Consider the following 23,027-nt stretch of genomic DNA (forward strand, 5'->3'; position numbering starts at 1 on the left):
GCAAAATCATTTATTCGCTTTTTTTGCGACAACTATTATATCTTATCACAAAAACTTGATTATGTCAACAAGTTTTTTCATCAAGCATTTAACTCAATTAGATAACCATGTATCAGAGACATAAAATAATATATCACGCCCTTAAGATTATGTCAACTAGAAATATTGTTTATTTATTTAGTCGTCAATTATGTCTCCACGAGACAGCAAAATTTATATTACGCTCCTTCTATTCATTAGTCAACGATTTTTTTAATTTAATTTTATAGCACAGAATAAAATGGATCATTAATAATACTCGCTATACTGAATAGCATTAAATAGATTACATACGATATGATTACACCATTAGAAAAAGAGGAGATAATATGAAGAAGTTTGCCGTTACTTTTTTATTCCTATTTTTAATAGGGCATACGGATGATTACACCATATTCGCAAAAGAAAAATCTGATTCTGAGCTAAAAATAATTAAAACATATGAAGAAGATATAACTGGTAATGGCCTGAAAGAAATAATAGAACTGAAAGGGATATTATTCTCCCCTGATTCCAATTATTATCGAGATATTAAGGCGATTATTACTTCTTCAGAAAATCAAACTTGGGAAATACCCTATATGGGGGGCTATGATCCAACGCTTAAATTCATTGATTTAAACCATGACAAAGTCAATGATATCTTCTTTCAAAGCGCAACCGGAGGAAGTGGCGGTCTATATCAATTCCACTTACATACCTTAGTTAAGAATAAACTCTCGGAAATACCTTTACCTGAACAGCCATTTGTTAAAGGTAAGTTTCTTGATAACTTTAAAATAGAAGTTACTATCTCACCCGATATAGAAAAAAAGATTGTAGAAGTGAGTAAACGTAGGGCTGATTATATTAGACTCGGGATTTATAGTCAGGATGGTAAACTACTCAAAGACACTTCTGTTATGGTTGATCCGATAGCTTTTTTAGAACCAGTATTCATTAGTAAAAGCAAAGGATATGGACTTAAAAGTTATCAACAAGTAAGCGGAGCTTATCATGCAGACCGATTAGGTACCGTTGAATCCTTGTGGTATTATGATCGAGATAAATGGATTCTGTTACAAACAAAATGGATGCCAAGTAACTAAAATAAGGCTCTCTCCATATTTTATGAGAGAGCCTATCCCTATTAATTTGCAACAATATTAACTAGCTTGCCAGGCACGACTACTACTTTTCGTACTGTTTTCCCTTCAATCCATTCTTGGATATTTTGGTCTTCTAATGCGATTTTTTCTAGTTCATCTTTAGAGATATCTCTTGCTACCATCACTTTAGAACGTACTTTACCCATTACCTGAATAGCAACTTCCACTTCGTCTTCTACTAACTTCGATTCATCGTATGCTGGCCATTTTTCATAACTAATTGTTTCTGTGTGTCCGAGACGGCTCCACAATTCCTCCGCAATATGTGGCGCCACTGGAGATAGAAGTTTTACAAAACCTTCGACATATTCTTTTGAAATCTTTTCTGCTTTATAGCCTTCATTAATAAAGACCATCATTTGAGAGATTCCTGTATTGAAATGAAGGTTTTCAAAGTCCACCGTTACTTTTTCACCGTTTCATGATATACCTTTTCCAGTTCTTGAACAGTAGTATCAACTATTTTACTAGATAGACTTCCATCTTCGTTTATAAACAGACGCCAAATCCGATCTAAGAATCGTCTTGCACCATCTAAACCATTTGTTGACCAAGCAACAGAAGCGTCTAGTGGTCCCATAAACATTTCATATAGACGTAGTGTATCTGCACCATGAGAATGAATAATATCATCAGGATTGACGACATTCCCTTTTGATTTACTCATTTTTTCGTTGCCTTCTCCAAGAATCATTCCTTGGTTATATAACTTCATAAATGGCTCTTTTGTTGGTACTACACCGATATCATACAAGAATTTGTGCCAGAAACGAGCATAAAGCAAATGTAGTACAGCATGCTCCTGACCACCAATATATATATCAATTGGTAGCCATTTTTCAAGAAGCTCTGGATCTGCTATCTTTTCCGTATTGTTAGGGTCAATATAACGCAAGAAGTACCAACTGCTACCTGCCCATTGTGGCATCGTATTGGTTTCTCGACGTCCTTTCATTCCTGTTACTGGGTCCACTACATGAACCCATTCACTATTTGCTAATGGTGACTCTCCAGTTCCTGATGGTTTGATCTCTGTCATAACGGGTAGTTCAAGAGGTAAATCCTTTTCAGGAACTGTTGTCATTGTTCCGTCTTCCCAATGAATAATTGGAATCGGCTCACCCCAATAACGTTGTCTAGAGAATAACCAGTCACGCAAACGGTACGTAACTTTTTCGTACCTACTCCCTTCTCTTCCAGCCAAGCAATCATTTTTGTAATAGCTTCTTCTTTATTTAGCCCATTTAAGAAATCTGAATTAACGTGTTCACCATCACCTGTGTACGCTTCTTTTGTTACATCCCCACCAGCGACGACTTCGATAATTGGCAGATTGAATGTAGTCGCAAATTCGTAATCTCGCTCATCATGAGCAGGAACTGCCATAATAGCGCCTGTACCATAAGACATTAGAACGTAATCTGCAATCCAAATCGGCATTTTCTCCTGTGTCACTGGATTAATTGCATAAGCACCACTGAACACACCTGTCTTATCCTTCGCAAGGTCAGTTCTCTCAAGATCAGACTTCGTTTGGATTTCATTAATATAGTTTTGTACCGCCTCTTTTTGTTCTGGAGTAGTGATCTTTTCTACAAATGGGTGTTCAGGTGCTAATACAGCGTATGTTGCACCAAACAATGTATCTGGCCGTGTAGTAAATACTGTAAATGTTTCGCTATGCCCATCAATATTAAAAGTTACTTCTGCACCTTCTGATCGACCTATCCAGTTTCGTTGCATATCTTTAATGCTCTCAGGCCAATCCACCTCTTCTAAATCATCCAGAAGTCTGTCTGCATACGCAGTGATCTTCAATACCCATTGCCTCATAGGCTTACGAATTACTGGGTGCCCACCACGTTCACTCTTACCGTCAATAACCTCTTCATTAGCGAGGACAGTACCAAGAGCAGGACACCAGTTAACAGCCACTTCATCTATATATGCAAGTCCCTTTTCGTAAAGCTTTGTAAAAATCCACTGCGTCCACTTATAGTAATTAGGGTCGGTGGTATTAATCTCTCGGTCCCAATCATATGAGAAGCCAAGCTCTTGAATCTGTCTCTTAAAGGTATTGATATTTTGTTGTGTAAATTCTGCTGGGCTATTTCCAGTATCTAGTGCATACTGTTCAGCAGGAAGGCCAAATGCATCCCATCCAATTGGATGAAGTACCTCATACCCCTGCATCCGCTTCATCCTCGATAGGATATCCGTTGCGGTGTAACCCTCAGGATGCCCCACGTGTAACCCTGCTCCAGATGGATACGGGAACATATCCAGTGCATAGAACTTTTCCTTATCAGAAGATGTATCCGTCTTGAAAGTTTTGTTCTCTAACCAATGCTTTTGCCACTTCTTCTCGATTTCATGATGATTAAAACTCATCTTTTATCCTCCTTAAATAGTAAATAAAAAAAGCCTCTCATCCCAAAAAAGGGACGAGAAGCTGTATTTCCCGCGGTACCACCCAAATTAACGAATCATTTTCGTTCACTTTGTATCCTTAACGCGGATTCACGACAGGAACTACTTCGTTTCACTCCTGTAGCATTGAAGGCGAGTTCGTAATCTTTCAGGGACAATTCACACCAACCATTGTCTCTCTTGACCTGATTAATCTTACTACTACTCCTTCGCATCGCTTTTGAATATTTAAATTGAATTCTAATGAATACTGCTAGTTTTGTCAAGATATTCATTTTTTATAACATATGATACCAGAAACTAGTATGTACATGACATTTGATTTCCGTTTCCCATTCTTCCATGCTATCCTAACTATAGATTGATTTAGGGTAAGGAGATCAACCATGAAAAGTATATTAAATTATTCCCATCATTTATTAGAAGAAGTTATTTTTTCTGGAGAAACAGTAATTGATGCAACATGCGGAAATGGAAATGACACATTGTTTTTAAGTAAACTAGTTGGTGAAACTGGAGAAGTAATTGCATTCGATATCCAAGAGCAAGCGATTGATAATACAGACCAACTTCTAATAGAACATAATTGTTCGAATGTTTCGCTCGTATTAGATAGCCATGCTAACATCAAGAATTATTTATCAAAAGATCTAGAAGGTAAGATCGGTGGTGCCATTTTTAATTTAGGTTATTTACCGAAGAGTGACAAAACCATAATCACAAAGGGGGAGTCTACCATAGAAGCTATTGATACGATTCTCCAATTTCTAAAAGAAAATGGCCGTATCATTCTCGTTGTCTACTATGGTCACGAAGGTGGCGAGTTAGAAAAGAACACTATTTTAAAACATGTTATCTCATTAGATCAAAAGAAATATAGTGTGCTACAGTATGGTTTTATAAACCAAAAAATAATCCACCATTTATTATTGCCATACACAAAAAGTAATTAAGGGGGAATTTATGTGATTCATCATTACTATAATATTACACCTACTATCCATCCTACCGCATTTGTTGCTAAAGATGCTGTGATTATAGGGGATGTCATAATAGGTGAAGAGTCAAGCATTTGGTTTAAGACTGTTATTCGTGGAGATGTTGCCCCAACTAGAATAGGTAATCGTGTTAGCATACAAGACTTATCTATGCTCCATCAAAGCCCTAATCATACACTTATCGTGGAGGATGATGTAACAGTAGGGCATCAAGTCACTCTCCATTCTGCAGTTATTAGGAAAAATGCGTTAATTGGTATGGGCTCTATTATCTTAGATGGAGCTGAAATAGGAGAAAATGCTTTTATAGGTGCGGGGAGCCTCGTTCCACCTGGCAAGAAAATTCCACCGCACACATTAGCAATGGGGAGACCTGCAAAAGTTGTCCGCGAACTAACCGAGGATGACTATAAAGAAATGGAACGTGTACGAAATTCTTATGTAGAAAAGGGGCAGTACTATAAGAATCATACAGATCTAGGTTTAACGTTTTAATATTCATATATAAAAAATGGACCATCTTTATCAGATAGGTCCACTTTTTTAGCTGTTTAGTTTGTTGCCGCTACTAAGTCATTGATTTTATCTGTTTTTTCCCATGGGAAATCAACATCTGTTCTACCAAAATGACCATATGCTGCAGTATCTTTGTAAATAGGGCGTTGTAAATCCAACATCCGGATTATTCCTGCTGGGCGCAAATCAAAAGTATCTCGCACCGCTTTAACAAGCTTTTCCTCACTAACAATACCTGTACCAAAGGTATTGATAGAAATGGAAACTGGTTCTGCTACGCCTATCGCATAGGCAAGTTGCACTTCACAGGAATCAGCTAACTTAGCTGCAACAATATTTTTCGCTACATAACGAGCAGCATATGCAGCTGAACGGTCTACCTTAGTTGGATCCTTTCCACTAAATGCCCCGCCTCCATGGCGCGCATATCCACCGTACGTATCTACAATAATCTTTCTACCAGTAAGTCCAGCATCACCTTGTGGTCCACCAATTACAAATCGACCAGTTGGATTAATGAAATATTTAGTACTTTCATCTAGTAATTCTGAAGGAACAACTGGTTTAATTACATACTCCATCAGATCTTTTTCAATTTGTTCTAATGTAGCACTTTGAGAATGCTGCGTAGAAATAACGATGGTGTCTACTCGAATTGGACGGTCATCTTCATCATACTCTACGGTTACCTGTGTCTTTCCATCTGGACGTAGGTATGCAAGCGTATCGTCTTTACGAACATCACTTAAACGTTTGGAAAGCTTATGTGCTAATGAGATTGGGAGTGGCATTAGTTCTTCTGTTTCATTACAAGCATAACCAAACATTAGACCTTGGTCCCCCGCACCTATCGCAGCGATTTCCCCTTCCGTCATCTTTCCTTGTCGTGCTTCTAGAGCTTGATTAACCCCCTCAGCGATGTCAGGTGATTGTTCATCAATAGCTGTTAAGACGGCACAAGTATCTGCATCAAAACCATATTTTGCACGGGTGTATCCAATATCCTTTACTGTCTGCCTAACGACTGCAGGAATATCGACATAGGTAGAGGTTGTAATTTCTCCTGCTACTAAAACTAATCCTGTAGTTACAGTAGTTTCGCAAGCAACTCGGGCTACTGGGTCATTTTTTAAAATTTCATCTAAGATTGCGTCTGAAATCTGGTCACAGATTTTATCGGGATGTCCCTCTGTTACAGACTCAGATGTAAATAATCGACGATTTTTAGCCATATGGCTAAATCCTCCTCTATAAACATGGTACGGAACTCTATTTCATCAGTATAATATGCAAACCAACAAAAAAAGCCTTTCCTACTCTGTATTTGAGGAAAGGGTTATTCAGCCTTTCACTCTTATTGTTCAAGGTATTTTCCTTGCATCAGGTTAGCACCTTTTCACTTACGTGAGGTTGCTGGGCTTCATCGGGTCTGTCCCTCCGCCGACTCTGAATAAGAGAGTATCCGCTCTATTGTAGGTTAACCGAATCAAATGTCCTATGTCAACCGTAATTTACTGTCACAGAATATAAAAAATATAATACAATAAAAAATAATAAATAGTATGGACTATTAATCATAATGTGTTATACTATTAATTAATTTCAAGAATTAATGTATGAATAGGAATCTATCTTCAATTAAATTCTTAAAAAGGAAGGTAATTTTAATGAATACAGTAATAAAAACTTCTCTATTGGAAGAACTCTTATCTCAAAACAATGTATTGAAAAACTTATCCGTCGCGACATTAGTTGAAAAAGTACTTTCACGTAATGAAGGAGTCTTATCCAATACAGGCGCTGTGCTTGCAACTACCGGCAAATACACAGGTCGTTCACCAGAAGATAAATTTATTGTAAGGGATTCCATATCCGAAAGTAAAGTAGATTGGGGTCATGTTAATCAACCAATCGAGGAAGAAGTTTTTGAAAGATTATATACGAAAGTAATCCAACATCTGAAAGAAAAAGATGAAGTTTACGTATTCAATGGTTTTGCAGGTGCTGATCAAAACTACCAACTTCCTATTCAAGTTATTAACGAATTTGCATGGCATAATCTATTTGCGAAGCAATTGTTCATTCGCCCTACTGAAGAACAATTAACTACTCATGAACCATCATTTACGGTTATCTCTGCTCCAACCTTTAAAGCAGACCCTGATAGAGATGGGACAAACTCGGAGGCATTTATTCTTGTATCCTTTGAGCATAAAATTATTCTCATTGGTGGTACAGAATATGCAGGAGAAATTAAAAAATCTATTTTCTCGATTATGAATTTTCTACTACCTGAACAAAACATTCTATCGATGCACTGCTCAGCTAATGTCGGGAATGAAGGAGATGTTGCTTTATTCTTTGGTCTATCTGGTACTGGGAAAACAACCCTATCAGCAGATCCTTATCGTAGACTAATCGGGGATGATGAGCATGCTTGGAGCTCTAGCGGTGTATTTAATATTGAAGGTGGTTGTTATGCAAAATGTATCAACCTCTCAGAGGAAAAAGAACCGCAAATATACAACGCCATTAAATTTGGTTCTGTTTTAGAAAATGTCATATTAGATGATTACACTCGTAAGCCGGATTACGATAATACTACGTTAACGGAAAACACGCGCGCTGCGTACCCATTAGAGCATATTGATAATATTATTAGCCCGAGTATTGCCGGACATCCGAACACGATTATTTTCCTAACAGCAGACGCGTCTGGTACATTACCTCCTATTAGCAAGTTATCGAAGGAACAAGCTATGTACCATTTCCTAAGTGGATATACTAGTAAACTCGCTGGTACAGAACGCGGAGTCACGGAACCACAAGCTACTTTCTCAGCTTGCTTTGGTGCACCATTTCTTCCATTACCACCTGCTACTTACGCATCGATGCTTGGTGAAAAAATTGACCAATATAACACAAATGTGTTTTTAATCAATACCGGCTGGACTGGGGGTTCCTATGGAGTAGGAAGTCGAATAAAGCTCTCCTACACTAGAGCTATGGTACATGCAGCACTAGAAGGAGAATTAAATAACGTAGAAACGATTAAAGATGAGATCTTTGGTTTAGATATTCCTGCACATGTTGCCGGTGTTCCAGATGATGTGCTAATTCCGAAAAACACATGGGAGGACCAAAAATCTTACGAGGAACAAGCTACAGCTCTTGCTAAAAAATTTCATGATAACTTCAGAAAATTTTCGGATGTGAGTGCAGAAATAGCTGCTGCTGGTCCACTATTTAAATAATGTCTAATGAAACTCCTACGTGTCTCAGTTGATTGATAATGAATAGGTTTCATTTTATTTTGTCCTCATCCCAAGAGGGTTTTTATAGATGTAATAGTTGTAGTAACCGGCTATTATTCTTTCAAAACCGACCATTCAAGGTCGGTTTTTTTCTTTTGCGCCATTTTTCTATATAGGCATTCACACATCTTTTTCACTACGCATAAACTGTGTTGATTAGAAAACTTACCAAGAATTAAGGTATTAATTCTAATAAATAAACGATACATCCTACTAATTTCTACACCATTTGGAACTAACAAATACCGAACCAACGCTAAACAGGAATGATGATTAAATTCCTGTCTATTAAAAATTCATCAGGTTGAAAGGGTCGAAAAGAATGAGAAGGTTTAAGATTTTTGCTTTGGTTTCCTGTATTGGGCTTTTATTTCTTTCTGCATGTAATTCTAGCAGTGAAAATACAACCATTAAATTAGGAGAAGTTACCAGATCTCTGTTCTACACACCACAATATGTAGCAATTGAAAAAGGATTTTTTGAAGAGGAAGGTTTGGATGTAGAGCTCCAAACTACCTGGGGTGGCGACAAAACGATGACTGCGCTTTTATCTGATGGGATTGACGTTGCTTTAGTAGGTTCCGAGACTTCCATTTATGTTTATGCTCAAGATTCAAAGGATTTTGCCGTTAATTTTGCACAGTTAACACAGACTGATGGAACCTTTCTTGTTGCAAAAGAAGAACATCCTGATTTTACATGGGAAGACTTAAAGGACTCCAACTTCTTAGGTCAACGTAAAGGCGGTATGCCCCAAATGGTTGGGGAATATGTTTTAAAGCAACATGAGATTGATCCTCATAACGATCTTTCTCTACATCAAAATATAGAATTTGCGAATATTCCTGGTGCTTTCCTGTCTGGTGACTACGAATATGTTCAACTATTTGAGCCTACAGCGAGTGTGTTTGAAAAAGAAGGCAATGGCCATGTTATAGCATCTTTCGGGGAAGAGTCAGGCCATGTCCCATATACTGTATTTATGGCAAAACAAAGCTATATACAAGACAACAAGGAAAATATTGAGAAATTCACAAAAGCAATCTATAAAGCACAGCAATGGGTAGATGAAACAGATTCCACTGAAATCGCAGAAACGATAGCAAAATACTTTGAAGATATCGATATTGATATTCTCACTTCATCAATCGAGCGTTATAAGAGTCAGGGTTCCTTTGCGACAGATCCAATATTAGATGAAGAAGAGTGGAACAATTTGACCACTATCATGCAAGAAGCAGGTGAGCTACCTGAAGGCGAAATTTCTTATGATGAATTGGTAAATACAGAGATAGCAGAGGACGTCATCAATAAGTAAGGAGGGAAAATATGTCCTTTCTAACCTTAGAAAATGTGACACATCATTATTTTACTAAAAATAATTACACGAAAGCACTGGAGGATATATCATTCTCTATTAAAGAGGGAGAGTTTGTCTCTTTACTCGGACCAAGTGGATGCGGTAAGTCAACCATCTTGTCTATTGTATCAGGAATTATGAAGCATACTTCAGGTAAAGTATTACTGGAAAATAAACCAATCACGGAATCCGAACTAGCCATTGGCTATATGCTTCAACAAGACTACCTTTTCCCTTGGAAGACCATTCTGGATAATGTACTTCTAGGACCTATCATCCAGGATAATGTGGATAGTGATCGGATTAATAAGGCTAAAGAACTTCTCCAAGAAGTTGGACTAAAAGATGTGGAAGATAAGTATCCTTCTGCTCTATCAGGTGGGATGCGTCAAAGAGTTGCATTAGTTCGTACCCTTATCACAGACCCTAAGATTCTTTTATTAGATGAACCCTTTTCCGCACTTGATTACCAAACAAAGCTTAAATTAGAAGACTTAGTATTCAAGTTGCTACATGCCTATCAAAAGACAGCAATTTTAGTTACCCATGATATCGGAGAGGCGATCGCAATGAGTGATCGAATCATACTCATGAGTGCAAATCCAGGCTCTATCGCAAAAATATTTGAGGTACCAATTGAATTGCGTAATGAGATGCCATTTCTTGCTCGGAGACATCCGAAATACCAATCTCTTTTTGATAAAGTATGGGAGGAGTTAAATAAAAATGAACCACAAACGGTTTAACACCTCCTATGGAAAGGAGATATTGTAATGCCTATAAAAGAAGATAGCCACATATTCGAGAAGCACCAACAAAGGTTAAAAAGAGAAAAAAGAGTTGTAATGGGATGGCAAGTTTTTATCTTAGTTGGTTTCTTTGGATTATGGGAACTTGCTAGTAGAGAAAACTGGATTGACCCTCTACTATTTAGTTCCCCATCCAAAGTATACAATCTCTTAATCCAGAAATTCTCGGATGGATCCATGATTTCCCATACGTTTGTAACACTATTTGAGACATTATTAGGGTTTATTATCGGAACATTACTCGGTATTGTTCTTGCATCTTTACTTTGGTCGTCATCAAGGTTTTCGAAAATAGCAGATCCTTACCTGGTTATTCTAAATGCAATGCCTAAAGTAGCACTGGGGCCAATTATTATTGTTGCTTTAGGACCCGGATATATTTCTATCATCGCAATGGGGGCTATCATATCCGTTATTATAACCACTATTGTTGTTTACACCGGATTTCGTGAGGTTGACCCAAACTATGAAAAAGTTCTACTCAGCTTTGGGGCCACTAGATGGCAATGTTTTAAATCTGCAGTATTTCCAGCCAATCTACCAGTTATGATATCCACACTTAAGGTTAATGTAGGATTATCTTGGGTCGGAGTCATTGTCGGAGAATTTCTAGTATCCAAAGAAGGTTTAGGATACCTGATTGTATACGGATTCCAGGTGTTTGATTTCTCATTAGTGATGTCTGCATTAATCCTAATAGCCATATTTGCCGCCATTATGTATAAGGTCGTGGAAAGATTAGAAAAATGGTTAATTAAACATACGACTTAATTTATTAGAGCAAGGAAAACCCTTGCTCTTTACATGTTATAGAAATCATTTACTATCCTCAGAAGTCTTTCTATGTCTTCTGTAGATGCTTTATCCGATAATCTTGCAGCTGCAATAATCGGCGCCCACTCGAAAATTTCTTCTTTTAGTAAGCCACTTTTTTCACAATAAATAGCTACATATTGTTCTGCTAATTCAATAGAATGCTGCGAATATAACAGATATGTTCGAAAAACATCAGCATGTTTATCCCCACTACTTGCATCTACCCAATCAATAACCGTACTTCCCTCTTTACCCATAATTATATTAAACGGATGAAAGTCCCCATGACAGAGCTTCGTTCTGAGAGGCATCTGTTCTAAATGTTTCATAAGTATACGCTTATGGGATGGCTGCAAAATAGGTGCGCCTTCAATTTTACTTTCTAATCGGTCTTTCATATTCTCCAATGAAGTTGTTTCAATCGAATGGATCTGCATATGAATGTCCACTGCGATGTTTAGATAATACTCGGCATTATCAATATCTTCCAAGAGTAATTCGCCAAGTGTCCTTCCCTTTATGTATTCCATAATAATTACAGCTTTATTTTCGATAGTCGTTACGTCTAATACCCTTGGTACAGTTAATCCATTATCAAAAGCGATTATCTGTTTTTTCGCTTCATAGGTAGCTTCTGCTACCGTAAAACGATCATGAAATACCTTTTGAATCTGATTTCCCACGAGATAGATATTTGCTGTATTTCCTTTCCCTATTAACGTATCAGGATTCACATTTCTCCTCCTATCTATTCTTTATTATGATCTAACAGGAGAAATCAGTTGTATGTGACTATCATCTCCGATTGGATAAATCAGAATTGGCTTTAAAGAACCATGGAAGCTTAACGTCACTTCTTCCCTATCAATCACTTGTAATGCCTCCATGAGATAATTAGCATCCAACGTAACCGTTAATTCTTCCAATCCTGAAATACTTTTACATTCTTGAGTTTCTTCAAGTTGTCCCGCTAAAGAAGAACCAGATAAAATCTTAATTTTTGATTTCCCTTCTATTTGTAACGTAATATTGTTATTTCGAGATTCATTCGTAAAAATACTCGCTCTTTCAACACCCTTTAACAATAGATGTCTATCCACAATTATCGTAGTACTTGTTTCCTGGGACAGTAGGCTAGACACATCAGGGTATTTTCCATCTATCAACTTCGAGTATAACGTGAGCGAATCTGTTTTAAATACCACCGAATTATTCGTAAAAAAGATCTCCATTACGCCCTTCTGATTCCCTGCTAATCTTCCTACTTCTACAAGTGCCTTTCTTGGAATCACATAGGAACCCGTTAACTCCGTATTGATTATATGCTTTTTAAGCGAGAGCCTTTGTGAATTTGTCGCAATGCAAGTAAGATAATCTTTTAGAAAATGGAAATGAACTCCTGTTAGTACAGGTTTTGTTTCTGCTTTTGAGGTGGCAAATACTGTATAGCGAATTAATTCCATTATTACTTGGCTAGGTATACGTAGTCTTTCCCCTTCAAGATAAAGAGTTGGTTTTGGATATTCCTCAGGGTCCATATTACTTAATTTCGTGATGATTTCACCTGATTGAACGATTACGGATTGATTATTATCCACTTTCATGTAGATATTGCCTGGTAGCTTTTTAATTAACTCTCCAAGTAGTTTTCCCGAAACCAAAGCAGAGCCAGTTTGATAGACTTTTAACGCGCTCGACATCGGAATTACCTTTTCTATTGTAATATCGGAATTCCCCCCGATTATAATTAATTGTTCTGCTTCTGCAATGATTTTAATTCCCGATAATATGGGACTAGAACTGTTAGAAGAGACCACTCTACTCACTTCGATTATTGCTTTTTGCAGAATGTCATTACTAATTTTAAATTCCACTTATGTATCCTCACTTTTCATTTTAGTCGCAATTAGAATATCATCCTTTTCTGCAACTAGTATTATTATTACTATCATTTAGCTGTTGAATTGCTTCACAATTAGTAAAATTATAACAAAGAATGCATGTAAAGTAGAATATTTTTCAAAAAATAACACCCCAATTTGAGGTGTTTAAAATTAATATTATCGATTTAATCTTTGAAGACAATTTGTTAATATATCATCTTTCATAATAAAGCTATACTTTTTATTGCGCTTAACATCTTTAGGAATATCGTCAATTAATACAGGCCCATATGTTTCATAATATGTTTCTTGCTCTTCCAATCTGTCGATTTCAGCAAAGTAAACATTCTTTATTACATGACCCGCTTTTCCAGCTACGTGGTATTGGGCAATATAACGGATAGTTTTTATAGTACCACCAGTCTCTTCCATTACCTCTCGATGTGCAGCCTCTTCCGCACTTTCCCCTTCTTCTACCTTACCTCCAGGAAATTCTAAGCCGCGATCCTTGTGTTTGGTCAACAACCATTTATCTTGGTAACGGCAGATTACCCATACGTGTTTTGGCTCTTTTGAAAAGGGATGATCATCGAATGAAAGTTGAATCTCATTTTTGTAAAAATCTAGAAATGTGAACATATGTCAGCTACCTTTTACTAATCATCAGTGATGTGTTATTTTTGTGATTTTCCATCCCGGCGTTGCATAAGTTAATTCTAAATCAATCCGGTAGGCACCATATAAGTCAGATTGATTTTCTTGCTTCACCAGAATCTTATTCTCTTCTAATTGTAACACATCATAGTCATTCTGTTTATCAAACCATGGCGGTGTTTCCGTTGGAATAATATATAGTGCCCCATTTTGCTCATAATAATAAGTGTCAACATATGGTTTGACAACCTCTTCTGTTGTAATATGATAAAATGCTTGTAGTAAAGATGCTTTATCCTCATACGCTTTCACTTGATAATCTTCATCTGTTTCCTGAACGAGGATATTCATAAATTCATCGGTCAGATTAACAATTTCATCTTGAGAAATTAATTGGTGCATTTCCTGAATCGGCATTCCTTGTTCCATTGGACGATCTGAATTTGCAAAAGATGGTACGACTAAGATAGCGCATATTCCAAGTATAATAAGGATAAAGATAAGTCTCATCAATCTATTTCCCCCTAATAGATTCTACTCTTTATTATTACCTCTCATCTACTACCACTAAACCTCTATAGACTCCCAACGCCAAAATATATATCTTCTTGCAGAAAAAAGGAATAAGATATTCTATCCTATTCCCATACTCTCTTATATATGATTATCTCCCAAAATACCAATACTCTCAATATGATTTTTTGTCGTTTCATCGCCTAATTCATACAACATTCGATATACATCGACCATCTCACTATCATAATGATCATTTGGCCTATCATGATGATAAGGCATAATAGGGACGTGTGCTCTCCAAAAACTATCATTTGCAGAACCGTCCATATTTCTAAATCTTGCTCGTAGCATCGTTACTTCATCATCCGTTGCATAGATTGTAAAACTGTCGTTATTTTGATATTTAATTTGTGAAATTTCTCCACTACCTATTTCTACATAATATTTCTTCTTCTCCATACATACACCTCCTATGATTAATTTGTCTTAAAATAGGAAAAGCATGTATGCAGAAGTATTCTATCCATCCATTAGATCGAGCAAATTGGCCCTGACCAGTTTATTGGAAGCATTTCTAGGTAAACTATCTACAAAATATATTTCTTTTGGAAGTTTATACTTTGCTAATTTGTCCTTTGCATATGTGAGGATATCCTCTTTTTTGACTTGTTTATGATGAGGTACTATAAAGGCAACTGGAACTTGTCCCCAATAATCATCTTTCTTACCTGTAACTCCAATTTCCTTAACTCCTTCAAAACCAGATAATACACTTTCAATCTCAGAAGGATAAATATTCTCTCCCCCTGAGATAATTAAATCTTTACGACGATCAACAACATATAAGAACCCTTCATCATCTACATAACCTAAATCTCCAGTTAGTAACCATCCATCATGAAAACTATTTTCGTTTGCTTTTGTATGATTATAGTATCCCTTTGTCACCATCGGTCCTTTTACTAGGATTTCTCCGATTTGATTTGGTTCACTTTGTTGAATTTTCACTTGAGCTGGGAATAACGCTTTCCCTGCAGAGCCAACTTTATGTAGAGCATCTCTCGGGCTAAGCGTTACGATTTGAGATGAGGTCTCCGTCATTCCAAATGATTGAAATACAGGGACATTTTTAGAATTCGCTTTTTCCAATAATGGTACTGGTGCTGGTCCCCCACCAAGGAGCATGCAACGGAAATGTTCTGGAAAACTATTTTCCCCTAATGAGTCTAACAATCGTTGAACCATAACTGTCACAACTGATGCTATCGTAACTCCGCGGTTGACTATTGCATCCAATACAATTTGCTCATTAAATTTCTCTACTACATAAACAGGCATCCCATAAATGACACTTTTAACAAATATGGAAAGTCCACCTACGTGGAAATATGGTAGCACAGCTAGCCATTTATCCCTGTCTGATATTCCTAAATTTAATGCTGACCCAATAGCACTCCACCAATGGTTTCCATACGTATGGATGACTCCTTTTGGAAATCCTGTTGTTCCAGAAGTATATATTATCGTAAACGGATCGTCTAAATTTAGCTCAGATACTAGCTGGATATTTTTTTCATGTTCTGCTTCAACGTCTTTGAAGCTTTTCTTAATATCTGCAAGAAGGGCTTTCGTCTGTTCTGATAGCTGTTCATGATAGATAATAGCCTTAACATCTGCATCACTTATTTGATAGTTTAATTCTTCTGATGTCAATCTCGTATTAAGTAAAACTGCAACAGCCCCAAGATAGCTTAATGCATGAATAGCAATAATCATTTGCACATTATTATTGGACAAAATCGCAATGTGTTCCCCTTTATTAATACCGACTGCTGCTAGTTTTTTTGCAAAGGTTTGACTTTCTTCCTTCAATTGTTGAAACGTAATCATTGTTCCATCCACTTGCTCCATGGCAGGCTGGTCGGGCGAAAGAAATGCTTGCTTAGACAACCAATGCGGGATGACTTCTCCCATACTAACACCTCATTTGAAAGAAAAACCTCTGCTATTCGCAAAGGTTTTTTCATGTTTTCTGTTTGTTTTTTGATGAACTTTATCAGGATTTTCGTGTATCTTCACCTTATAAATGGAGTTGATACGCGGTATCATTACTCATACTCCATATAAAATCAAGGGAAACGTGGGAATTGATCAAAGTCTGGTTTTCTTTTCTCCTTGAATGCGTCTCTTCCTTCTTTTGCTTCATCAGTTGTGTAGTAAAGTAGAGTAGCATCTCCACCCATTTGCTGTAATCCTGCTAAGCCGTCTGTAGCCGCATTGAAGGAAGCTTTTAAGAATCGTAGGGCTGTTGGTGATTTCTCTAAAATTTCCTCACACCACTGTAATGTCTCTTCTTCCAACTTCTCTAAAGGTACTACTTTGTTAACCAGACCCATTTCATACGCTTCTTCAGCACCATATTGGCGGCATAGGTACCAAATTTCACGAGCACGCTTTTGTCCAACCATCTCAGCTAGTAAACCTGCACCATAACCGGCATCAAAGCTACCAACTTTTGGACCAGTTTGACCGAACTTCGCATTATCAGCAGCGATGGTTAAATCACATACAACGTGAAGAACATGTCCCCCTCCAATTGCATATCCAGCTACCATTGCAATGACTGGTTTTGGAATTGTACGGATTAAACGTTGTAAATCAAGAACATTTAAACGAGGAATATGGTCAGATCCTACATACCCTCCATGTCCACGAACTGACTGGTCTCCTCCAGAACAGAATGCTAAATCTCCAGCACCTGTTAGAATGATTACTCCAACAGAAGAATCGTCACGCGCATCAGCGAACGCATCGATCATCTCATTTACCGTTAAAGGTGTAAATGCATTGCGTTTTTCTGGACGGTTAATGGTAACTTTAGCAACACCATTATATTTCTCATAAATAATTTCTTCATAGTCACGGACTTTTTCCCATTTTACAGTCATGTTACTCCTCCTAAATTCATTATGTATTTTGGAACGGTATTAACAAATTATTTTGTAGATAAAAAGTTACTTTCTATCTACAAAAATAAACATCTCTATTATTTTACCAAAAAACTCCGGTTGTTCCACATGAATTGCATGACCTGCTTGTTTAACAATCGTTAATTGGCTTTGTGGTAAGGCTTCGTGCATTCTTTTATTAATAGAAACAAATTTAGAATCTAGTTCTCCAGCGATTAATAACACAGGTTTATTAAACAGGGAAAGTTTTGGCCACCAACTAGGTTGACTACCTGTCCCCATCGAGCGGAGGGACATCGCTAATCCTTCTACATTCTGCGAGAGTCGCTCCTTCCGAATCTCGTTCTGAGTTTCAAGTGACAAATTCTTTTGGCTTTCAAATAATGGTATACTTTCCCAAAAATCAATGAATGATTCTAAACCTTCTCGTTCGAGCTTTTGTGCTAATTTTTCATCATTCGTTCTTCTGCTATGGCGATCTTCTTCTAAGTCTAGTCCTGCAGAAGCACTTTCCAACACTAGCGACTTTACCATATCAGGGTAAAGCATGGAAAATGATAGAGCTGTTCTACCACCCATAGAGTAGCCAATCATGTGACAAGAATCGATACCTATCTCTACTAACAAGGTCCGTATATCAGTACAGCATTGTTCCATCGAAATGGGTGAATGAGAAACAGTTTTTCCATGGCCAGGCAAGTCAATCACAATAATTTGAAAGCTTGATCGGAAGGTTTGTATAATATGGTTCCATGTTTGGGTACTTCCTGTAAATCCATGAAGCAATACTAGGGCTTCCCCTTCCCCATGTACTTCATACCAGTAACTTGAATCACGAATTAACTTTTTCAATCAATCACCGTCTTCAGAATCTCTTCTTCGATATTCTGCCATAATGCTCGATGCCATAGAAGATTTTCTTTCCTATCCGTCTTCACTTCCACCACGGACAATCCTTGCTCCTTATAACTTGCTAGCAGTGCCTCTTTAAGCTCATTCGAACTTTTCGGGTTATAATAGCTTCCTTGATACATTTCAATAGCCTTTTCAAATTCAATGTGTAATGGAGTACCGAACAACGCTTCAAAATGTTTCTCATTTGCAGATTGCGGTAAAAAGGAGAATATTCCACCACCATTATTATTCACAACTAAAATAGTTATGTTCAGGTTGTAATGTTTCGCAGCCAACAACCCATTCATATCATGGTAAAAGGATAAATCACCTAATAACAGCGTTACAGGCTTTCCGGATGCTGCTGCTCCAACTCCACTGGATACCATACCATCAATTCCATTTGCTCCACGGTTCGCTAATATAGTTAGGTCTTTTTCTCCAGTCATATAAAACGTATCCACATCCCGAATGGCCATGCTATTCCCTACATATAGACTACTATGGTCAGGTATTACCTCCATCAACTGCTTCACAGCCTCACCCTCTGTTAGTTCTTCGTCAGAAGCCGTTAATAAATGACTTTTAGCAATTTCATTTAATCTCTTCCATTGCTGTAACCATTCTGTTTCTTCCATTTGGAAATGATTATTTGCTTCTACTAAACCGGAACAGAAGGCTATAGGGTCTGTAAAAATAAACTCAGATGAATTACCGACCGGTTCACGGTAACCAGTTTCCTCTTCAATAACAAATTGCGTAATGTCTGGATTCTCTTTCACATAAAAAAGGAAAGCTTTTGATACAGGCATTGCTCCGAAACGAATGATGTAATCTGGCTTTAATGATTGACGTATTTTCCCACCTCTGAGAAATGCATCATAACCCTCGATAATATTCTTGGTAGAGTGAGGACCCGATCTAAGCTGTGAAAGCGGATCTGCCAAGATAGGGATTCCATAGCTTTCCCCAAATAAGGCTACAGCTTCCGCTAAATCTGAATCTACTTGCGGACCACAAACGATGACTCCCTTTTTGGTAGAAGTTAATCTATCTGCAAGATGCTTCACAAATTCCTCTGAGAGCTTCTTTTTCCCTTGATGCCATATCGTATACGGTTCCCGTATTGGTTCACCCCAGACGTTTTTTAAAGAAAAGTCTGGGACCAGCGGCTCGCGAAACGGAAAATTCAGATGGATTGGACCCGGATTACCTGATATTGCTTGATGTATCGCACGAGCTGCTCTTGTCCGAGCATATTTCAGCATTTCATCAGTAGCTTCTGGTAATGCCATTTCATGAAAATCTTTGACATAACCTCCAAAAAGCTTTAATTGGTCAATTGCCTGAGGAGCTCCAACATCCCGCAGTTCATGGGGACGATCTGCTGTTAACGCTATTAGTGGTACTCTACTTTGATGGGCCTCAACAATTGCTGGAAAGTAATTAGCTGCAGCCGTTCCAGATGAGCAGACAAGTGCAACAGGACGCTTGGTTTGTTTTGCTAAACCAAGGCCAAAAAAAGCAGCAGAACGTTCATCTAGTACCACCCACTCTTTTATATCTGGATGCTCAGCAAACGTCATCGCTAGCGGAGTAGAGCGGGAACCAGGAGAGATGACAACATCTGTTAATCCACTTTTTGATAATTCATCTACAAAGTTTGCTACGTACCTTGTTAGATTTTCGATATGTTCCATGACGGTTATCCTCCTAGGACAGTCAACATTGGTAAAAATTTAATACTTGTCTCCACAAATTCTGCTTCCGGATCTGAATCTTTTACAACGCCACATCCGGCAAATAAGGAAGCCTTGTTCCCTTGAATCAGCCCAGACCGAATGGCTACAGCAAACTCCCCGTTGTGATTGCTATCAATCCAACCGAACGGCGCACCATACCACCCACGATCTAAATGTTCATATTCACGAATAAACGATAATGCTTCTTCTCTTGGTTCCCCACCTAGGGCAGGAGTTGGGTGGAGTTTTTTTACGACATCAAAGATGGTATAACCCTCTTTAAGTAACCCACGTACAGGTGTATATAAATGCTGCAAGTTCCGTAACTTATAAAGGATTGGTTTATCAGGTATTTGCAAGTCATCACAAAATTCCTCTATCGATTGTTTTATCATCTGGACAACGAAATCATGCTCTTCCAAATTTTTCTTATCATGTAGTAACTGATAACCAATTTTTTCATCTTCTATTTCACTCTGTCCTCTTGGTGCAGTACCTGCTAAACAAGTAGAGAGAAGTTGATTATTTTCTACCTTTACAAGTCTCTCGGGACTTGCCCCTATAAAACAATCACCTTCTTGCTCATAGGCAAAGATATAGCTTGTCGGTTGGGTTTCTAGTAAACCTTGTAATATATCAGTAAGTTGAACCCTTTCTTCGAAATCCAAACGCAACTCACGTGCCAAGACTATTTTTTCAGCCTGTCCATTTGCCATCGTTTCCGTTGCTAGTTTCACCGTGTTTTTCCACTTAATAGGTTGAATTTCTTGCTGACGAAGTATTGTTGGGATATTTTCCTCCTTCTCATTCGGTGATAATAATTCCCTTTCTATTTCCATCAATTCTTCATAAATGGATGCTACCCTGTCATTTCCGTTCACATAGACATTCGAAGTTAGATAGGAATCACCTTGTCTTACCGTTAATAAAAACTTTGGTATACGTAACTCACTCGAAGAGAAATGGTCCCATAAAGGCGTCTTTGGCTTACGTGGATCAAAGTCCATGCCACCAATTGCAATAACCCCTGTACCAGGTACAGAAAAAGGGTTGATTGTAATAGCTTCCTGTAATAAAGTGTTCCATTGTTCTTGGAGTTCTCGCATATCGGCCTTGTCTTGATTGATGGAATAGGCATTCCCGATCCCTACTACAGCAAAGTTATCAATAGTGCTCATCCAAAAAGTACGATTCATATGTAGAGAATATCCCGCTTCAAAAAAATGAAGAGGATTAATGGATTCTATTCTTTTCGTAAAACTAATAAGTTTTGATTCAGAGGGCTTTAAGCTTTGAAGAACTTTCCTTAAAGTTGTTTCAAATGTCTCCTCTTTAACCTCTATCATTTGATTTTCCTCCGTTAGTACATAATAGTCCAACTCTTATTCTAGTCCCTTTTGGATAGTTTCTCAAGAAATCAAGTATCTAAACTAGGATCATATTGTTACTATTTAACAATTATTTTATCCGTTTTTTCATATATCTTCCTAGTTGGGGCCTCTAGTTCGTTGACACACCAACACATTTTGCCTAAACTTAATATGATATTGATAATAAGGGGATAAAATATGGTAACAACAACAGATAAAGATCATATAAAAAAAGCCTTAAATGAACGTGATGGCTTTCAAGTATGGTGGCGTTTACTTCGACCACATACACTCACTGCATCGTTCGTTCCTGTCTTTGTCGGGAGTATGTATGCGTTAAATGTTAATGATACGAAATTTAACATACTCGTATTTCTAGCAATGTTAATTGCATCTATGTTGATACAATCTGCTACCAATATGTTCAATGAGTACTATGATTATGTTAGAGGACTCGATTCGGAGGAATCTGTTGGCATTGGTGGCACAATTGTCCGTGATGGTATTCATCCTAAAACTGTTCTACGATTAGCACTTATTTTCTATGCTATTGCTTTAGTATTAGGTATCTATATCTGCATGGTTTCTAGCTGGTGGATTGCTGTAATTGGGTTAGTTTGTATGTTATTCGGTTATTTATATACAGGTGGACCACTGCCTATTTCTACTACTCCATTCGGCGAACTATTTTCAGGTTTCTTAATGGGTACTGTTATAATAGGAATTAGTTATTATGTCCAAACAGGAACAATCAATAGCTTAGTTATCTTTGTATCCATTCCTGTAGCGATTTTAATTGGCTGTATTATGTTATCCAATAATATACGAGACTTAGATGGCGATGAAAAAGGCGGAAGAAAAACACTAGCAATTCTACTTGGAAGAAAGAATGCTGTTCGTTTCCTAGGAATTTTATTCTTTATTGCCTTTTACTACACCGTATACCTCTGTATTATCGGAATTCTACCATTATGGTCCTTCATTACTTTAATCGCAGTAATACCTGCAATAAAAGTAGTAAAAGGGTTTAAGGGCAAAACAAAACCATTAGAAATGATGCCTGCAATGGTACTAACCGGAAAAACAAATACTATTTATGGATTTTTATTAGGTATTTCCTTACTCATTCATTATTTCATCTAAGAACAACAGATTGAACCAATTATTACTAAAGGGGAGAGTATAGATGGAATTAAGTAATACATTAATGGAGTCCCTCGGAATAGAGACGGTATCCCTTGATAAGGATTTAGTAGTCATGACCATGCCTGTTGATAAAAGAACACATCAGCCACTTGGGTATTTACATGGCGGGGCAAGTGTAGCACTTGCGGAATCAGCAGCCAGCATTGGTGCTTGCCTCCATGTTGATTTGGATAAATTTCATGTCTTTGGAATTGAAATTAACGCGAATCATGTAAAAAGCAAACGAGATGGTGTGGTTACGGCAAAGGCAAAGCCTGTCCATATCGGAAGATCATTTATGGTATGGGAAGTTAATATTGTTGATGAAGATGAAAATCTAATCTGTGTATCGAGATGCACTGTCGGTGTTGTACCCTAAAAAAG

General features: G+C 37.5%; 20 protein-coding genes, 1 pseudogene, 1 riboswitch and 1 other annotated feature. Of the genes and pseudogenes, 9 read left to right on the forward strand and 12 right to left on the reverse strand.

Translation table 11 applies throughout. The features are described 5' to 3' along the window. Positions 1 to 368: 368 nt before the first annotated feature. Entirely contained in the window at positions 369 to 1,127 is a 759-nt protein-coding gene (locus G5W_RS0112410) for a hypothetical protein (protein WP_010097085.1), read from the forward strand. A gap of 41 nt (positions 1,128 to 1,168) precedes the next feature. Here G5W_RS0112410 and leuS read toward each other — a convergent pair. After that, positions 1,169 to 3,578 (reverse strand): annotated as a pseudogene (gene leuS / locus G5W_RS22260) (leucine--tRNA ligase). A 46-nt stretch (positions 3,579 to 3,624) separates the two neighbouring features. Beyond that, positions 3,625 to 3,841 (reverse strand) — a binding site (T-box leader). A 162-nt stretch (positions 3,842 to 4,003) separates the two neighbouring features. Here leuS and mnmM point away from each other — a divergent pair. Then, entirely contained in the window at positions 4,004 to 4,570 is a 567-nt protein-coding gene (mnmM, locus tag G5W_RS22265) for a tRNA 5-(aminomethyl)-2-thiouridylate-methyltransferase MnmM (protein ID WP_010097089.1), read from the forward strand. 12 nt (positions 4,571 to 4,582) lie between these two features. After that, positions 4,583 to 5,110: a gamma carbonic anhydrase gene (locus G5W_RS0112425; RefSeq protein ID WP_010097091.1), complete on the forward strand. Its 528-nt coding sequence runs from the start codon at positions 4,583 to 4,585 to the stop codon at positions 5,108 to 5,110. Positions 5,111 to 5,166: 56 nt separating this feature from the next. On the opposite strand, the gene metK is transcribed toward G5W_RS0112425, so the two are convergent. Continuing rightward, the gene (gene metK, locus G5W_RS0112430) at positions 5,167 to 6,363 is read right to left on the reverse strand and encodes a methionine adenosyltransferase (protein WP_010097093.1); all 1,197 of its coding nucleotides are present in this window, start codon (positions 6,361 to 6,363) and stop codon (positions 5,167 to 5,169) included. Between the two features lie 119 nt (positions 6,364 to 6,482). Continuing rightward, positions 6,483 to 6,588: riboswitch (SAM riboswitch) on the reverse strand. A gap of 210 nt (positions 6,589 to 6,798) precedes the next feature. On the opposite strand from metK, the gene pckA reads away from it, so the two are divergent. The 4 genes from pckA to G5W_RS0112450 all read left to right on the forward strand — a co-directional run bounded on the left by pckA (position 6,799) and on the right by G5W_RS0112450 (position 11,385). Beyond that, the gene (gene pckA, locus G5W_RS0112435) at positions 6,799 to 8,385 is read left to right on the forward strand and encodes a phosphoenolpyruvate carboxykinase (ATP) (RefSeq protein WP_010097095.1); all 1,587 of its coding nucleotides are present in this window, start codon (positions 6,799 to 6,801) and stop codon (positions 8,383 to 8,385) included. Positions 8,386 to 8,767: 382 nt separating this feature from the next. Further along, positions 8,768 to 9,763 (forward strand): ABC transporter substrate-binding protein, encoded by a 996-nt coding sequence (locus G5W_RS0112440; protein WP_010097097.1) that lies wholly within the window; start codon positions 8,768 to 8,770, stop codon positions 9,761 to 9,763. 11 nt (positions 9,764 to 9,774) lie between these two features. Then, complete coding sequence (locus tag G5W_RS0112445; RefSeq protein ID WP_010097099.1) at positions 9,775 to 10,551, forward strand: ABC transporter ATP-binding protein; 777 nt, start codon at positions 9,775 to 9,777, stop codon at positions 10,549 to 10,551. Positions 10,552 to 10,578: 27 nt separating this feature from the next. Further along, the gene (locus G5W_RS0112450) at positions 10,579 to 11,385 is read left to right on the forward strand and encodes an ABC transporter permease (protein ID WP_010097101.1); all 807 of its coding nucleotides are present in this window, start codon (positions 10,579 to 10,581) and stop codon (positions 11,383 to 11,385) included. Positions 11,386 to 11,414: 29 nt separating this feature from the next. On the opposite strand, the gene G5W_RS0112455 is transcribed toward G5W_RS0112450, so the two are convergent. From G5W_RS0112455 to G5W_RS0112505, 10 genes are all read right to left on the reverse strand, one after another. Further along, complete coding sequence (locus G5W_RS0112455; protein ID WP_010097103.1) at positions 11,415 to 12,164, reverse strand: aminoglycoside phosphotransferase family protein; 750 nt, start codon at positions 12,162 to 12,164, stop codon at positions 11,415 to 11,417. A 24-nt stretch (positions 12,165 to 12,188) separates the two neighbouring features. Continuing rightward, positions 12,189 to 13,304 (reverse strand): DNA polymerase III subunit beta, encoded by a 1,116-nt coding sequence (gene dnaN / locus G5W_RS0112460; protein WP_010097105.1) that lies wholly within the window; start codon positions 13,302 to 13,304, stop codon positions 12,189 to 12,191. Positions 13,305 to 13,490: 186 nt separating this feature from the next. Beyond that, entirely contained in the window at positions 13,491 to 13,952 is a 462-nt protein-coding gene (gene ytkD, locus G5W_RS0112465; protein ID WP_010097107.1) for an RNA deprotection pyrophosphohydrolase, read from the reverse strand. Positions 13,953 to 13,976: 24 nt separating this feature from the next. After that, positions 13,977 to 14,480, reverse strand: a complete 504-nt coding sequence (locus tag G5W_RS0112470; RefSeq protein ID WP_029191115.1) for a hypothetical protein — start codon at positions 14,478 to 14,480, stop codon at positions 13,977 to 13,979. Between the two features lie 141 nt (positions 14,481 to 14,621). Then, complete coding sequence (locus tag G5W_RS0112475) at positions 14,622 to 14,942, reverse strand: hypothetical protein (protein ID WP_010097111.1); 321 nt, start codon at positions 14,940 to 14,942, stop codon at positions 14,622 to 14,624. Positions 14,943 to 15,002: 60 nt separating this feature from the next. Beyond that, a complete protein-coding gene (locus tag G5W_RS0112480; protein ID WP_010097113.1) occupies positions 15,003 to 16,457 on the reverse strand; it encodes an o-succinylbenzoate--CoA ligase in 1,455 nt (484 codons plus the stop codon). Between the two features lie 155 nt (positions 16,458 to 16,612). Further along, on the reverse strand, positions 16,613 to 17,431 hold the full coding sequence (gene menB, locus G5W_RS0112490; protein ID WP_010097117.1) for a 1,4-dihydroxy-2-naphthoyl-CoA synthase: 819 nt from the start codon (positions 17,429 to 17,431) through the stop codon (positions 16,613 to 16,615). Positions 17,432 to 17,497: 66 nt separating this feature from the next. After that, complete coding sequence (menH, locus tag G5W_RS0112495) at positions 17,498 to 18,304, reverse strand: 2-succinyl-6-hydroxy-2,4-cyclohexadiene-1-carboxylate synthase (protein WP_010097119.1); 807 nt, start codon at positions 18,302 to 18,304, stop codon at positions 17,498 to 17,500. Next, positions 18,301 to 20,046 (reverse strand): 2-succinyl-5-enolpyruvyl-6-hydroxy-3-cyclohexene-1-carboxylic-acid synthase, encoded by a 1,746-nt coding sequence (gene menD / locus G5W_RS0112500; RefSeq protein ID WP_010097122.1) that lies wholly within the window; start codon positions 20,044 to 20,046, stop codon positions 18,301 to 18,303. Before menD ends, menH begins: the two co-directional genes overlap by 4 nt. A 5-nt stretch (positions 20,047 to 20,051) precedes the next feature. Further along, complete coding sequence (locus tag G5W_RS0112505; RefSeq protein WP_010097123.1) at positions 20,052 to 21,434, reverse strand: isochorismate synthase; 1,383 nt, start codon at positions 21,432 to 21,434, stop codon at positions 20,052 to 20,054. Positions 21,435 to 21,656: 222 nt separating this feature from the next. On the opposite strand from G5W_RS0112505, the gene G5W_RS0112510 reads away from it, so the two are divergent. Then, the gene (locus G5W_RS0112510) at positions 21,657 to 22,601 is read left to right on the forward strand and encodes a 1,4-dihydroxy-2-naphthoate polyprenyltransferase (protein WP_010097124.1); all 945 of its coding nucleotides are present in this window, start codon (positions 21,657 to 21,659) and stop codon (positions 22,599 to 22,601) included. A 43-nt stretch (positions 22,602 to 22,644) separates the two neighbouring features. Continuing rightward, positions 22,645 to 23,022 (forward strand): hotdog fold thioesterase, encoded by a 378-nt coding sequence (locus G5W_RS0112515; protein ID WP_010097125.1) that lies wholly within the window; start codon positions 22,645 to 22,647, stop codon positions 23,020 to 23,022. Positions 23,023 to 23,027: the final 5 nt, after the last annotated feature.

It is taken from the genome of Ornithinibacillus scapharcae TW25 (genome assembly GCF_000190475.1).
Taxonomy (GTDB): domain Bacteria; phylum Bacillota; class Bacilli; order Bacillales; family Amphibacillaceae; genus Ornithinibacillus; species Ornithinibacillus scapharcae.